9 protein-coding genes are annotated in these 15,369 nt (G+C 55.9%); 3 read left to right on the top strand and 6 right to left on the bottom strand.

Annotated elements, in window-relative coordinates:
* Positions 1–53 precede the first annotated feature (53 nt).
* Positions 54–485, bottom strand: a complete 432-nt coding sequence (mscL, locus tag E6C51_RS07670; protein WP_146932729.1) for a large conductance mechanosensitive channel protein MscL — start codon at positions 483–485, stop codon at positions 54–56.
* A gap of 212 nt (positions 486–697) precedes the next feature.
* Between mscL and E6C51_RS07665 the strand changes: the two genes are divergently transcribed.
* Entirely contained in the window at positions 698–4,210 is a 3,513-nt protein-coding gene (locus tag E6C51_RS07665) for a hybrid sensor histidine kinase/response regulator (RefSeq protein ID WP_190235554.1), read from the top strand.
* Positions 4,211–4,217: 7 nt separating this feature from the next.
* Here E6C51_RS07665 and E6C51_RS07660 read toward each other — a convergent pair whose 3' ends face one another.
* Positions 4,218–4,988, bottom strand: a complete 771-nt coding sequence (locus E6C51_RS07660; RefSeq protein WP_190235553.1) for a transporter substrate-binding domain-containing protein — start codon at positions 4,986–4,988, stop codon at positions 4,218–4,220.
* A gap of 175 nt (positions 4,989–5,163) precedes the next feature.
* On the opposite strand from E6C51_RS07660, the gene E6C51_RS07655 reads away from it, so the two are divergent.
* Positions 5,164–6,093, top strand: coding sequence for a bile acid:sodium symporter family protein (locus E6C51_RS07655; RefSeq protein WP_146932021.1), 930 nt, complete (start codon positions 5,164–5,166; stop codon positions 6,091–6,093).
* A gap of 210 nt (positions 6,094–6,303) precedes the next feature.
* Here E6C51_RS07655 and E6C51_RS07650 read toward each other — a convergent pair whose 3' ends face one another.
* Positions 6,304–6,909: a YitT family protein gene (locus tag E6C51_RS07650; protein WP_190235772.1), complete on the bottom strand. Its 606-nt coding sequence runs from the start codon at positions 6,907–6,909 to the stop codon at positions 6,304–6,306.
* A gap of 342 nt (positions 6,910–7,251) precedes the next feature.
* Here E6C51_RS07650 and E6C51_RS07645 point away from each other — a divergent pair, with 342 nt between their 5' ends.
* A complete protein-coding gene (locus tag E6C51_RS07645; protein ID WP_190235552.1) occupies positions 7,252–9,162 on the top strand; it encodes a diguanylate cyclase in 1,911 nt (636 codons plus the stop codon).
* A gap of 56 nt (positions 9,163–9,218) precedes the next feature.
* Here E6C51_RS07645 and E6C51_RS07640 read toward each other — a convergent pair whose 3' ends face one another.
* From E6C51_RS07640 to E6C51_RS07630, 3 genes are all read right to left on the bottom strand, one after another.
* Complete coding sequence (locus E6C51_RS07640; protein ID WP_146932733.1) at positions 9,219–10,019, bottom strand: TIGR02186 family protein; 801 nt, start codon at positions 10,017–10,019, stop codon at positions 9,219–9,221.
* A 5-nt stretch (positions 10,020–10,024) separates the two neighbouring features.
* Positions 10,025–10,945, bottom strand: coding sequence for a sulfite exporter TauE/SafE family protein (locus tag E6C51_RS07635; protein ID WP_190235551.1), 921 nt, complete (start codon positions 10,943–10,945; stop codon positions 10,025–10,027).
* Positions 10,946–11,355: 410 nt separating this feature from the next.
* Positions 11,356–15,153, bottom strand: coding sequence for a peptidoglycan-binding protein (locus E6C51_RS07630; protein ID WP_190235550.1), 3,798 nt, complete (start codon positions 15,151–15,153; stop codon positions 11,356–11,358).
* Positions 15,154–15,369: the final 216 nt, after the last annotated feature.

Here is a 15,369-nt window from a genome sequence, read left to right as displayed (position 1 = left end):
AGACCTAATTGGTAGGGCGTATGCACCATATATGTACTCTGTCAGCGTATTTTTCAAGTCATTTTTTCTTTCAGCAAATCCCGGATCTCGGTCAAAAGCTGCACGTCGGCTGGTGGTGGCGCGGCCTTGATCTCGGCCTTTTCCTGCCGCTCCAATTGCTTGCGAAGCGTATTCACGCCCTTGACCATCAGGAAAATGATCCATGCCAGAATGACAAAGTTGATCACCACGGTGATAAAATTGCCATATGCAAAAACCGCTCCTTGCTTGCGGGCTTCGGCCAGCGTCAGCGCAGTTACCTTATCGCTCAACGGGATAAAATAATTGGAAAAATCAAAGCCGCCAAACACCACGCCCACCAGGGGCATGACGATATCATTGACCAGTGAGGTGACGATCAAGCCAAAGGCTCCGCCAATAATCACGCCGACGGCGAGATCCATAACATTGCCACGGGCAATAAAGGATTTGAATTCGTTCAGCACTTTTGTCCCTTTCACCACCATGCCTTGTCCTTTCTTCAGCTTAGCAGAATGATCAAAAGTGAAGCAAGCAAACGTTGCGCGAAAGACACTCTGATCTGCCATCGCAGAACGCACAACATCGCTGTTTGTTTCGACTTATTGCCAATACAGTGCCGATTTCAAATTGCAACAAGATGACCTAAGCTTATGGCTGGAATGGGAGGGGCAAAACAGTGCTTCCGGCATGGCTGATCATTACGGCGTCAATTTTATATCTGCTGCTGCTTTTTGCCGTGGCAAGCTTTGGTGATCGCCTAAGCCGCCGCCGCAGAGGGCCTGCGCGTGGACGGCCTTTGGTCTATGGTCTGTCGCTTGCGGTCTATTGCACATCCTGGACCTATTTTGGCGGGGTTGGTCTCGCGGCGGATCACGGTCTTGAATTCATGGGCATTTATATTGGCCCTATTTTGATGCTGACGCTGGGCATGCCGCTGATGCGCCGCATGATCGAAATTGCCAAGGCAGAAAAGCTGACCTCCGGGGCCGATTTTGTCGCCGCCCGCTACGGCAAAAATCCGATTGTCGGCATGTTGGTGACAGTGATTTCGCTGGCAGGCTCCATTCCCTACATCGCGCTCCAGCTGAAAGCGGTGTCGAACTCCGTCACCGTCATGGTCAATCCGCTCGATTATGGCATTGGCACCGGCAATCTCTACTTTCTCGATCTGGCTTTGGTGGTGACGCTGACGCTGGCCTGTTTCGCCATGGTGTTTGGCACACGGCACACGGACGCCACCGAGCATCAAGACGGGCTTATTCTCGCGATTTCGATGGAATCCGTCGTCAAGCTTTTGGCCTTTCTGACCCTCGGCATCACGGTGGTTTTCTTCCTGTTCGATGGACCGCTGGATCTGTGGCGTACAGCCACCCAAAGCCCGCAGGTGATGGCGGCCCTCACCCATGAAACGCCCATCAGCCGCTGGATTTTGCTGATTGCCTTGTCCGGCTTTGCGATTTTGATGTTGCCGCGTCAGTTTCATGTCACCGTGGTGGAAAATCGCACCCCCCGCGACCTGAAAGCGGCGCGCTTTCTTTTGCCAGCCTATCTGATTGCCATCAATCTGTTTGTGCTTCCCGCTGCCATTGGTGGCCTTCTGGCTTTCAATGGTGCAGGCAATGCCGATCTTTATGTGCTCTCGCTGCCGCTGTCCCACGGCTTGCCGGTGGTTTCGCTCATCACCTTTCTTGGCGGCTTTTCTGCCGCCACCGCCATGGTGATTGTGGAAACAGTGGCACTGGCCATTATGATTTCCAACGATATTGTCATGCCCATCCTGCTGCGCAGGGGCTTCAACCACCGCTATAGTGCCTCGCAAAGCCTCGCCAAGATCCTGCTGATCATAAGGCGCCTGGCGATCCTGACTGTGTTGCTGCTGGGCTATGCCTATTATCGGCTTGCCAATGATGACCGCGGCCTTTCCTCCATTGGCCTTTTGGCCTTTGCGGCCATTGCCCAGATTGCACCTCCCCTGCTGGGTGGGCTGATCTGGCGACGCGCCAATGCCCGTGGGGCAATTTTAGGTCTGACCCTTGGCTTTCTGGCCTGGATTTACATGCTGCTGCTGCCAAGCTTCGGGCTGGATGCCCATAAGGATCTGGCTCCGCAGATTTTATCCTTCCTGTTTCCCGGCGTGAGCGCCTTTTCCGGCTCCAATCCTGATCTGCTTTTGAACGCAACCATTCTCAGCCTGCTGATCAATACGGTTGCTTTCGTTTTGGGCAGCCTCAGCCGCAATCCAAAGCCGGTTGAGCGCATTCAATCCGGCATTTTTGTGCGTGGTCACTTACGCTCTCAGTTTGCGACGCGCGGCTGGAAAACGCGGGTCAGCACGGGTGATTTAAAAACAGCCATTGCCCGCTACCTTGGGCAGGAGCGCATGGAACGCTCGCTCAAAAGCTATGAGCGCACGGCGGGACGGCGTTTGGAAGATCACGCCCCCGCCGATATGGCCTTTATCCATTTTACCGAGCAATTGCTGGGCAGCGCCATTGGCTCGGCCTCGGCCCGGCTGGTGCTGTCGCTGATTTTGCAAAAGGTGGAGGATACCTCGGCCGACACCGCCTGGCTGCTGGATCAGGCCAGCGAAGCGCTGCATTATAACCAGGACATGCTGCAAACAGCGCTTTCCCAGATGGATCAGGGCATTGCGGTGTTTGACACATCCGGTCGATTGACCATCTGGAACCGACGGTTTCGCCATCTGCTGGATCTGCCCGACGAGATGGGGCAGGTTGGCGTGCCTTTACATGATATTGTTGAGCAATTGCGGGCGCGTGGTGATATTGCACCGGGGCAGGAAGCCAATGTGCTGGCCAATTTTCATCATCTGGATGCACCATTTCAACTGGTTCTGGCCAATGGTGAGCGCATTGTCGAGGTGCGATGCAATGCCATGCCAGACAAAGGACTGGTGGCGACCTTTACCGATATCAGCCAACAGGTGGCCGCAGATCGCGCCTTGAAACAGGCCAATGAAACGCTGGAGCAGCGCGTGATTGCCCGCACCGCCGAACTGACCCGCGTCAACAAAGCCTTGGCTGAGGCCCGCGCCAGTGCGGATGAGGCCAATATTGGCAAAACCCGCTTTTTTGCCGCTGCCGGCCACGATATTTTGCAGCCGCTCAATGCCGCGAGGCTCTATTCATCGGCTCTGGTCGAGCGCATTGGACCATCGGATGAGGCAGTTTTGGCCCGAAACATTGATTCTGCGCTGGAGTCTGTCGAATTGATTTTGGGTGCCGTTCTGGATCTCTCCCGGCTGGACACCGGTGCCATGAAACCGCGCTTTTCATCAGTTGCCCTGCACGACCTTCTCGAGCGTATCCGCACCGATTTCGAGCCGATGGCGCGGGAGAAAAGCCTCAAACTGGTGATCATGCCCACCAATCTCTCTGTGCGGTCTGATCCCAACCTGCTGCGGCGTCTGGTGCAAAATCTGGTGTCGAATGCCATCAAATACACACCATCGGGCAAGGTTCTGGTGGGGGTGCGCAAACGCGGCGATCAGGCGGTTATTCAGGTGACCGATTCCGGCATCGGCATTCCATCCTCCAAATTTCGCACCGTGTTCAAAGAGTTTGCCCGATTGGATGAAGGCATGAAAAATGCTTCCGGTCTGGGTCTGGGCCTGTCGATTGTCGATCGTATCGCCCGCGTTCTCAAACATCCGGTGGAGCTGGAATCCCAGCCCGAGCGCGGCACCAGTTTTCGGGTCACGATGCCCTTGGCCAAGGCCGATGCTGTGCCGCTGCAAAGCGCACAGAAACAAACAGCCGCAACGCCAGCGCCCTCACTGCTCAACGGTGTGCGGGTGCTGTGCATCGATAATGAGCCTGATATTCTGGAAGGCATGCGATTGCTTCTCAGCGGTTGGGGCTGCTCGGTCATCAGCGCTGGATCGGTACAAGAGCTTGATGATGTGTTCAAAGCCCATCCAACGCCGCCCGATGTGATTATTGCCGATTATCATCTCGGCGATGGCAGCGGCATAGGCGCAATTTTGCGCCTGCGCGCGCTGTATCATCAGTCACTCCCCGGCCTTCTTATCACCGCGGACCGCACCATGGACGTGCGCAATGAGGCGGAGCGCCAGTCCATTATCGTGCAGCATAAGCCGGTGAAGCCAGCAGCGCTCCGAGCCTTTGTGACTCAAGCCTCATCAATGCGCCGCAGCGCTGCCGAGTGAAAAAGGCTTACTTCATCGCGGCATCCAGCTTGGCTTTCCAATCGCCATTTGCCAAAGCTTTGGTCATGAAACCATCGACCGCCGCTTTGAAAGCCGGATCTTTTTGCAAAAGATAGGCATTTTCGAAATGGGTGAAAGGCTCTTTGACCGCGGCAGGGCACAGCACGCCGGAGTGCAGCTTGGATTGAAGATCCACTTCGACGCCATCGGTCACCATCACATCAGCCTTGTTGGCCGCGATCTGGTCGAAAATGACCTTGTTGTCTGGAAAGACTTCGATGGCGGCCTTGGTGAAGTGCTCATGGGCAAACTTGTCATTGGTGCCGCCGGGATTAACGATCACCCGCACAGACGGCATATCAATGGCCTCCAGCTTGGTGAATTTGTCCTTGTCTTCGCAGCGCACGATTGGCCGTTTGCCATCTTTAACGTTGGGCACCGAAAAATCGCCCACTTCGGCGCGTGCCGGATTGACGGTGATGCCGCCCAGCACCATGTCGAATTTATCGGCCTTGAAGTCTTCCAGCATGGTTTTCCATGTGGTGGCGACAAATTCGGGCTTCACACCCAGATCGGTGGCAAGCTCTTTGCCCATCGCAATGTCAGCACCTTCCAGCACGCCATCAGCATCTTTATAGCTGAAAGGCTTATAGTCGCCGGTCGTGCCGATGCGGATCACCCCCGCTTTCTTGATTGTCGCAAGCGTACCATCAGCGGCCTGAGCAAGCGGCGCACCTAGCAACAGGGCGAAGACCAAACTGGAGCGAAAAAACGTCATTCTCTGTCTCTTTCTTGAGCATATCTGGCTAAAATGGCATGGGTTACGCCATCGGCTTGCCGCATCGCAATTCTCATACCATGTTCTTCGACACGACACATCTGCCCGGTCCATGGCTTGACTTAGGTGTGATCGGTTCTAAAGACGGCCTCAATTTATTCTTGAGGAGGTCATTGTGAAAGCACTTGCCGCTTTTTCCACATTCGTTGGCAAAACCTTTGCCTTTTGGGTCATTGTCTGCGCTGTTCTTGGATTTTTATTTCCAGATCAGGCCAAGCAGATTGCACCCTGGATTGTAACGCTTTTGGCCATTATCATGTTTGGCATGGGACTTACCCTGTCGGTTGATGACTTCAAAGAGGTGGCGCGCCGCCCGCTTGAGGTCACGATCGGTGTCATCTGCCAGTTCCTGATCATGCCTTTGCTGGCCGTGCTGCTCACCCATGTCATTCCCATGCCGCCAGAAGTGGCAGCGGGCGTCATTCTGGTGGGTTGCTGCCCGGGCGGCACATCGTCCAATGTCATGACCTATCTCAGCAAGGGCGATGTGGCGCTCTCGGTTGCCTGCACCAGTGTGACGACGCTTGCCGCCCCCTTGGTCACGCCGTTTCTGGTCTGGCTGCTGGCCAGCCAGTTCCTGCCGGTGGATGCCTGGGCGATGTTCATCAGCATTGTCAAAATCGTGCTGGCCCCGCTGGCTTTGGGTTTTCTTGCGCAAAAACTGTTACCAAAGATGGTGCGCGCCGCCGTTCCTGTTCTGCCGCTGGTCAGCGTCATCGGCATTGTGCTGATTGTGGCTGCCGTTGTGGGAGCCAGCAAGGCCGCCATTGCCCAATCCGGTCTGATGATCTTTGCCGTGGTGGTTCTGCACAACGGCCTTGGCTATCTGCTCGGCTTTTTTGCCGCCAAGGCGTTGGGGCTGAACCTGACCAAGCGCAAAGCCATTGCCATTGAAGTGGGCATGCAAAACAGTGGCCTTGGGGCCGCTCTTGCCAACGCCTATTTCTCGCCCGTGGCTGCCGTGCCCAGCGCGATTTTCAGCGTCTGGCACAATATTTCCGGTGCTATTTTGGCCAATTATTTCTCACGCCGGACAGAGAAATAGCCCCATTGGAGTCTGTCAGGTTCAGATTGAACCAGACAAACTCTCGATTCTTTTGTTTTCGTTTGCCTTTTAGGGAAAACCGGTGACCACTTTTCCCTGACAAACTCTAAAGCCCGTCGCAGTGAATAGGATTCACTGCGACGGGCTTTAGCTCTTTCTTTTTCGCATGTACGTTATCGTTTTATTGAGGACAATAAAACGCGACATGCTTTAGACCGCGATATAGCGATCTCTGCGGTGGTTGATAGCCAAAACAAGGTTCAAAACCACCGCTCCCGCCACAGACACGGCGATTGTGCCAAGGGAGGCGACAAAAAACGAGCTGATCAGCACCACGCCATCGAAGCAGAGCTGAACCAGCCCGGCCCGCCAGCCAAAGCGATCTTGCAAATAAAGCGCCAGAATTCCGAACCCGCCAAGGCTTGCTTTATGGCGAAACAGGGCCAGCATGCCAGAGCCAATCAGCAAACCACCCAAAATCGCCGCCACCAAAGGATCGAGCGTTGAAAAGGCAATAAAATGCGGCAGGACCGCGCTGAACACCGATGTCAGCAAAACGGCGACGAATGTTTTGAGCGTAAATGCCCACCCCATGCGCCGAAAGGCAAAATAATAAAACGGCAGGTTGATAACGAAGAAAATTGGCCCAAAGCCGATATGCGTCAAATAATGCGCAAGGAAAGCAACACCTGCGGTGCCACCCGACAAAAGCTTGGCGCTGGACAACAGCACCACCCCGAGTGATGCCAAAAGGCTACCTGCCAGCACGCCTTGCACATCCTCCAGCAGCGAGTGCTGCTCTGCTGTCGATGCCATGGCTTTTCGAAGGCCTGATTTGTATTTTGCTGCTGTCACGTTCTTGCCCCACTCTGCTTTAACTGCCTTATCGGCAGTAAACGCAAGCCAGCGGCACCTCAAGAGGCTCCTTCTTTTTTACAGGACTGCCTCATTCCCTCAATCGGAATGGATTTAAGGAATTATGCAGCAGATTGAGAGCGTTACAGCCCCTCTTTGCACCATATAAAGCGCAATGCGCTGTAGAGAGTGCGTAGCTTGATGAAATTCGAAAGTTAAGATTAACTTATATTTCATACAATAGCGCTTGGTGATCAAATTGAAATGATCAGCAGGCGCTTTGTTGTAGGAGCATGCAGACGCATGGGTGGAATTGCCACACTGATTTTGGTCAACGTCGCTTTGGCCGTGTTGTTCACCACCGTCTGGAGCCGGGTTGATGCCTTGCTTGAGCAGTCATACCCCTCCCTGCGCCCCGTTGGCCTTGGTATTGTCGCCGGCTTTGCCTCCATCTCGGCTATGTTATTTCCCATCAACATTGCGCCTGGCGTCTTCACCGACCTTCGAACGGTATCGATCGCCCTGTCAGGTCTGATTGGCGGGCCGGTCTCGACCCTGATCGGGGCAACCATGGCCATCATCTATCGCATCTCTGTGGGCGGCGTGGGGGCTGGCGCGGGCACCATTACCATTATGTCCGCAGCCGTCATTGGCATATGTGTGAGCTGGAATGACGAAAGGGCCATTCTCAGCACGCGCCGCATCATTGTGTTCAGTGCTGGTGTAGCCACCTTGCCGCAGTTTGCAATTTTTGTCTTGCCTGCGGAGGTCCGCACCAACACCGTTGAGTGGCTCTCGCTGCTGATACCGTTGATTTTCTTTGCCGTTTTGTTCGCCACCTGTCTTGTCCGCGCCGAACTGCGTCTGCGCGAAAAGATAGAAAAGGCGAAATTCTATCGCCTCATTGCCGAAACCTTGCCGGAAAGCCTCAATGCCAAGGATCGCAGCGGTCGCTTTATCATTGCCAATCCGGCCACGGCCCGAGCTCTCAATGTCGCTTCGCCGGATGAGTTGATTGGCAAGACGGATGCTGATTTTCACCCCCCCGAACTCGCAGCACGCTATTGGGCAGATGAACAAGCCGTGCTGGAAACAGGCAAACCTGCCCATATCGAGCAACGCTATGAGCGACCGGATGGGGGAACTGGATGGTTTTCAACGCTGAAAAATCCGATATTCGACCATGCCACCGGCGAGGTGATTGGTCTTGTGACCCACAATCGCGACATCACCGCCGAAAAAGAGCTGGAGAAAAAACTGGCCATCAGCCAGCAACAATTCTCAGATGCCCTGGCCAACATGGCCGATGGGCTGGTGATGTTTGATCGAAGCGGTACCCTAGTTTACTGCAACGCGCGCTATCATGCGATGTTCACCAAGACCGCCGATATCCGCGTTCCGGGCGCGAAACTGGCTGACATCATTGCCGCATCCCGCCACCGCGGAGAGGAAGTGCTGACACCGCACATGGCACAACAGACAATTCAGGCTGTGCCCATGCCGGGCGCGCGCGAACTTCACCTTTGGGATGGCCGGACACTGGAAGCGCGCACATGCAGCGTTGGCGGCGGAGGTACTATCATTGTTTTCACCGATGTGACCCGCACAAAAGAAGCGGAAGACATCTTGAAAACGGCCAATCGCGCCTTGGAAAAAGCAGCCTTCACCGACGGCTTGACCGGACTGTTCAATCGACGCGCCTTTGATGAAAAATTGGCGCAAGAGTTTGCCCGTGCCCGGCGCTCGAAAGAGCCACTGAGCCTGATCATGGTCGATATTGATCATTTCAAGCTGTTCAACGACCACTATGGCCATCAGGTTGGTGATGAATGCCTTCGACAAGTGGCAAAGCGGCTGAAGGCCGTGGCCAAACGCAGCACCGATTGCGCCGCCCGCTATGGGGGCGAGGAAATGGCTTTAATTCTTCCCAACACCGATACCAAGGGGGCAATCGAGCTTGCAGCCCAATATCAAACTGGGGTGCGCAGCCTGCGCATACCCCACACCAAAAGCGACAAGGGCATTGTCACCGTCAGCATAGGTGTGGCAACGCTGGAGCCAACCCAGAACAATCGGCCGGAAGACCTGATGAGTGATGCCGACAGCGCGCTCTACAGCGCCAAGCATGAAGGTCGAGACTGCTATCGAGTGGCCCATGCGCCGTCCTCGGTCATCGAAAACCATGGGTCGGAATTGAGATCGTCGCACGGATAAATCCGCTTCGATGCCCCCGGAGCATGAATGATGCCGCTACGCCGTCTGCACAGATGTCAATCCTTGCGAAAGACCATGCTGGCACCCCAGCCGGTGATGGCGGCAATCAACACCGCAAAAACACCATAGGCAAAAGGCTGGTTGTGAGCGGCGTCGGTAATTGCCTGTTCCAGACCGGTTTTCACCACCCGCAGGCGCAATTCCTTTTGGGTGAGAAATTCGCCGCTTTTAAACAGATAAGCGTGCACCACATGCACGCCGTCCGGAATATTGGCAGGCAGGCGTAGGCTCGCACGAAACAGGTTGGTGCTGACAAACCGCACGCCGGCATTTTCATCCTGATACAGACCGCTGCCGCGCTGCAAGCGGCGATAGGCGGCGCGGAAATCACCAATATTGATATTGCCGTTGAAATAGCCCAGCGGCGAAAGTGGCAGGTAATCGACGCCGATACCCAGCTGGTTCAGCATCTGGCGCGAGGCAATTTCATCAACCGGTCGGGTGCTGGCCACCGAATAGGAGGTTGGCATGCTCTCAAACGTCATGGACTGGCGATTGACCCAGATGCCGAGCAGCCTTTCCTTGCGGCGCACGGTTGCATTTTCGCGCGGGCCTTCCAGCGTGACAACCACATCATATTGACCAATGGCCAACAGCAATTGATCGACTGTATTCAGCGCGCCAAACACGGTGAGGTCGGCCCCGCGAAAATCGGAGGCAATGGCGATCTCATTGGTGGACGTGCCAATTTCCAGCGTTTCCTTGCCGGTTGCGTCTGGCGTCAGAAATGGAATCTGGGCATGGGCCGAACCTGCAAGACATAGCAAGACAGCCGCAACAAGCGAAGCATAGCGCATGACCATCATCGCCCTGCCCCCACCACGATCGAATAGGCATCCGCAGGCGTCACGACCAGCTCGATGGCCAGACGAATCCCCACCGCAAGAACCAGCAACCCAAGCAAAGCGCGCAACTGTTCGCCGCGAAGCTTTTGTCCAACCCGCACGCCATATTGCGCACCAATCACCCCTGCAATCATCAGCATGAAGGCCAAAACAATATCGACCGAGGTATTGGCTGTGGCCTGGGCAATGGTGGTGAAGGCGCTGACGAAAATGATTTGAAAAAGCGATGTCCCGACCACCACATTGGTGGGAATGCGCAAAAGATAAATCATGGCTGGCACAAGAATAAAGCCGCCACCAATGCCCATCGGGGTCAACACGCCAATGCAAAAACCAAGGCCCAACACCGGAATGGCGCTGAGATAGATTTTCGACTTCTTGAAGCGCATTTTAAACGGCAGCCGGTGCACCCAATTGTGCTGGCCGGGACGGCGGGCCGGTGCTGGCTCATTGCGGGCCGAACGCCGCAGCGCCCGCACACTTTCCCAAAGCATCAGCGAGCCAATGGAGCCCAGCAGCAGCACATACATCAGCGAAATAAACAGATCGATCTGGCCCAGCTTGCGCAAGAGCACGAACAGCCACATGCCAAGCGAGGCACCGAACAGACCACCGACCAGCAGCACACAGCCCAGTTTCAAATCCAGAGAGCCACGGCGAAAATGGCTCATGGCACCCGAAATGGAGGAGGCAACCACCTGATTGGCACCCGTGGCAACGGCAACGATGGGCGGAATGTTGTAGAAAATCAAAAGCGGCGTGATCAAAAAGCCACCGCCCACACCAAACATGCCAGACAGGAAGCCAACGGCTGCGCCCATGCCGAAGATGATGAAAATATTCACCGACAATTCTGCGATGGGCAGATAAAGTGTCACGATCGTCCCCGAAATGCGAAATCCCGCTGCCGTGTGTGAAACCATGTTGTCTCACGCCATACGAACCTCATCGCATGAGCAAAACCTGTCTTTCATCTTCTGCCCTTGGCCCCCTCCCCGCCATCTAATCATCGTGATGGAGGGCAGAACATGTCAGGCAAACGGTCACAGTCCTTCTATGGTTTACTGCATAATTCCTTAAATCGGAGTGGATTTAAGGCGAAAATTATGCAGCAGATTAAAAGTGTTACAACGTCTTTTACCCCAATATCCCAACAATCACGGTGAATTTAGGAAGAGGCGCAAAAAAGAGAATTTGGTGAAGAGATATCCCCACCAAATCCGAGATTAGACTGATTGTATGACTATTTCGTTTGTCTGCAAGGCAAACGCTTTTTGCCTTTAGGGCGTCAGGCGTTTTTGGCCAGGAGCGCTTTCACCAAGGCATTGGACACTTTGCCCGACGGCTCAAGCCCAACCGATGTCTGAAAGGCCTTGATGGCCGACACCGTGCGTGCGCCGAGCTTGCCGTCCGGTTCACCAGCGTCAAAACCATTCTTGTTCAGAATGGCCTGGATGTTGCGGATGGCCTTTTCCATATCAACGCTGCCCGTGGTGAGGCCCTTGCCCTGCCAGGCATCGGGGATGTTCACGGTGTTTGCGTCGTTATCAAGCGGGGCAGCTTGCCATTGCTGCACAGCGGCTTTCGCATTTTCCAGCGCCTCTGGCGTCATGGCCTTGGCCACTTCGTCGCGCTTTTGCCCTGCATCCTTGTCGCCATCGCGGGCAGCAATGGCAAACCACTTGTAGGACTCGGCCAGATCCTGCTTTACGCCGGTGCCGCGCGCATACAAAACAGCCAGATTGAACTGGCTATCGGTCACGCCCAGATTGGCGGCTTTGATAAACCACTTGGCCGCTTCCTGCATATCGGCTTTGCCGTCCGTGCCAGAGGCATACATGACGGCGAGATTGTGCATGGCGCTGGCGTTTCCAGCGGCGGCGGCCAGCAAATAAAGCCCCTTGGCCTTGGCCACATCACGCGGCACACCGGTGCCTTTTTCATAAAGCCCAGCCAATCGATAGCGCGCGGGGGCAGAACCCTGATCGGCGGCGCGCTGAAACCACACAGCCGCCTTGGAAAAATCAGCCGGTACGCCACGCGCCTCAACATAGCGTGAACCGATCTCGAACAAAGCCGCCGCATCGCCCGCTTCCGCAGCAGACACCAGCGAGGCCGGGGTGATCTCGGCAGGCACATCAAAAGCGGGCTTGCTTGAGGTCTGCTCCGGGGTTGTCACAGGTGCGGCAAAGCCGGCCTGCGAGGCTGGTGCAACGGTGGTGGCAGGCGAGAGCGGCGAAAGCTGCTGCCCCCCATCGATCGGTGAGGCCTGCATATTGGCAGGGCCGGTCGGGGCTAGCGATTTGCTGTCACCGGCGCTCTCTGCCTCAGGCGCACTTGCCAAAATGCTTGAGGGGGTGCTTGCGGGTGCGCTTGGGGTCGATGCTGGCGCGTTCATCACTGCCGGTGCGGGCGCAGGCGTCGGTGCCGTTGTGGTGTTGGAGCTAAGCCCCTTTACCAAAGGCAAAGCAAGGGCCGCCAACAACAAAGCGCCAACCGCCATCAGGATCGGTCGACGGTAGCGCGAAAAAGTGGAGCCGTTGGTGACTTCTTCCGCCATCGATAGTTTTTGAGCGCGCGAACCGCGATCTGTCTCGTTCACAGCCGCCTGTGCGGCACGGCGCGCCGCCGCGATGAAATCCATGCGCTCATCACCAGCCGCCGCCGCGGGAGCCGATTTCAGCTCACTGTTCGCGGCACCATTGCCTTGACGGGCACGGACTTTTTCCAGAATTTTGCGCACATCCGGCTTGCCAGAGCCGGGCTCAAGCAATTCATTGGCCTCCTCCGGCAGAAGATCATCGGCGGGATCGATAGAGGGCGATGTCTCCATCACCTGACGGCCGTGCTGCACATGTTCCGAAGCAGGCTCAGGCGGAATGCTGACCGATTCGCTCAACGCCTGTTTTTTGCTTTTCGCTTTCAAACGCTGCCCAAGACCGGCAAGCAGGCTGGGCCGTGCCGGTGCCACGTCGAGGTGGGTCGCATCAAGACGGGCCTCGGCAACACCCACATCATCACGCCCCCCATCATGAGGGCTCTCCACCTGAAGAACCGATGCAGCATTTTGAGTGGGTGCCTGAAAAGCCGCCTCGATTTCGCGGTGAGCAACCTGCACCGGCGATGCATCTTTTTGCCTTGATGCTTCAGCCCGCTCATCCCGCGCAGGTGCAGCCGCAAAGGGAGCATTGGCACCTGCTGTGGCGCGGCGATCCATCTGGTCAAGTTTCTCGGCAATCTGCACCAGTGTCTGATGCAAAGCCTCAACCGTGCGGTGGCTGCGCTCTTCGCCGCCACGGCTGATTTCTTCCAGATTGCGCAAGTGATCGGCCAGCGTCGCAAGTGTTTCTGCGGTCTGGTCGGGTGCAGAGCCAGCCATGAGTGCCGGGCTTTGGCGGGCGTAATTATCCATCACCGCTTCGGCAGCCTGCCTCGCTGCTTCGACGATATATTCATCGCTGGTGGCAAGATAGTCTTCAAGAGCGGCCATGCGCCCTTCCATGCGCTCACTATTGGCGCTGTCTGCCACGGGTGATGCGCTGATCAGGGCTGAGAGATCGGCAATCTGTTGCTCCAATCCGGCAATCCCGGCATGATCGACTTGAGGGGCCGCAACGGTTTCATCAAGGCGTGCTGCGATAGAATAGAGCCGGTCATCCAGACTTTTCAGCAGGGCTTCATCCACAGCCGGGGCTGGCAGTTCCATGTCGTCGATGCGACGGCCAATCAGCGCAATCTGCTCTGCCAGATGATCGCTCAGCGATGCGTGATCAAGTGCATCGATCTTGCGCGAAATATCCGACAGATAACCGGTCAATTCCGGTTGCAGGTTTTCGCTCTGCGAGCGATCCAGCATCTCGGTCAGCTCAATCAACCGCTCTTCCAGACGGCGGGTGGTTTCCAGATTGGCCAGATCTTCGATGCGCAAGGAGAGCGCTTCAATACGCTGCGCAAGCTCGCTCTCGCGGCCAAAATCTGCCGTCTGCTCTGAAATCACTTCCAGATGCCGGGCAATGGTGTTGATACGATCTTCCAGCCTTTCCACCAAACGTGGATCGGTAGCAGGTGCATTGCTACGGCCCGTGGCGGCAACCGCGCGAGAGATTTCATCGAGGCGCCGATCCAGCTGGGAGAATTGCTCGACAATCGCCTCACTGTTAGGCTCGAGATGCGCGCCGATATTTTCCAGCGCCTTGGCAATGGCAATCAGCTTGCCTTCCAGCAACCGCACGGAGCGCGCATCGCCGATCGAGCCAAGCTGCTGCTTGATCTCATCCAGCCGATAGGCCAGCGACAGAAGATCCTGCTGAATACGCTCTGGGTCAATGGTTTCAAGCCGCGCTTCCAGCGCGGTCCAGCGTTCTTCCATCGCCCGCACGCTATCACTGCGCACCAGACCATCCATCAAGGACCGCAGCTCTTCAAAGTCAGCGCGTAGGCCCTGCGCTTCCGTCGTTGGTGCCTGACCAATGCGCTCAATGCTTTCCGCCATGCGCGAAACATCGTCGCGCAAGGCCTCGGCATTTTGGCTTTCTTCTGCCAATTTTCGAATTTCAGCAATCTCTGCCCGCAAGGCACCGATTTCGCCAGCAAGGCTCTCGCTGATATCCAGACGAATATCGGCACGCAGACTGGAAAGCGCTTCGTAAAAATCGGGCGCGAATGGCTCTGAATGCGGCTCTGATTTCGAAACGTGCGCGGCTGGCAAGGGACGGGTTTTGCGAGCAGGTTCAACACTCACAGGCGTATTTTTGATCGAAGCACTGCTATCACGAAACGCATCCGCCCGATGCGGACGGGCCGCTTCGAGCGCACGCTGGCGTTCGCGAATCTCGGCAAGAGGGTCAATACGATCTGGGCGATCTGGGCGATCTGCAACAGTGCTCCGCTCCGCAGGACGGGCCTGAGGCATGCGTGTTTCTGCCACCTCAGCGCTTTTGGTGGCACGGCTTCTGCTCTGTGGGCTTTTGGGCAAACCGCCCATCAGCCCTTCGATGCGCGCCTCCAGCCCCTCGATTGTGCGGCTCAAGGCATCAAGCGATGAATGTCCCACTTGGCGGGAAGGAAGAGACCGCTGTCCGTTCATATTTCAAGCTCGCTTCACGTTTGGCCGGTTGACCGATCTACACGCGATGACCATGTTTAAACTTGGGTCAGAGACAATATTCATCCCCATGAGGTCAGCGCAAATCACTAGCCCCTAGAATCGACGAAACGTGGTAAACAAGTCGTTAAGAATGACTGCTATTTTTTAACCTTTCTCAAGCAGTCGGTGAAATTCAACGATAACGGCGGCAGCCAG

The organism is Gillisella terrae, from assembly GCF_004801395.1.
In the GTDB taxonomy this organism is placed as follows: Bacteria; Pseudomonadota; Alphaproteobacteria; order Rhizobiales; family Rhizobiaceae; genus Allorhizobium; species Allorhizobium terrae.
This window is presented reverse-complemented; position numbering and strand designations above follow the sequence as displayed.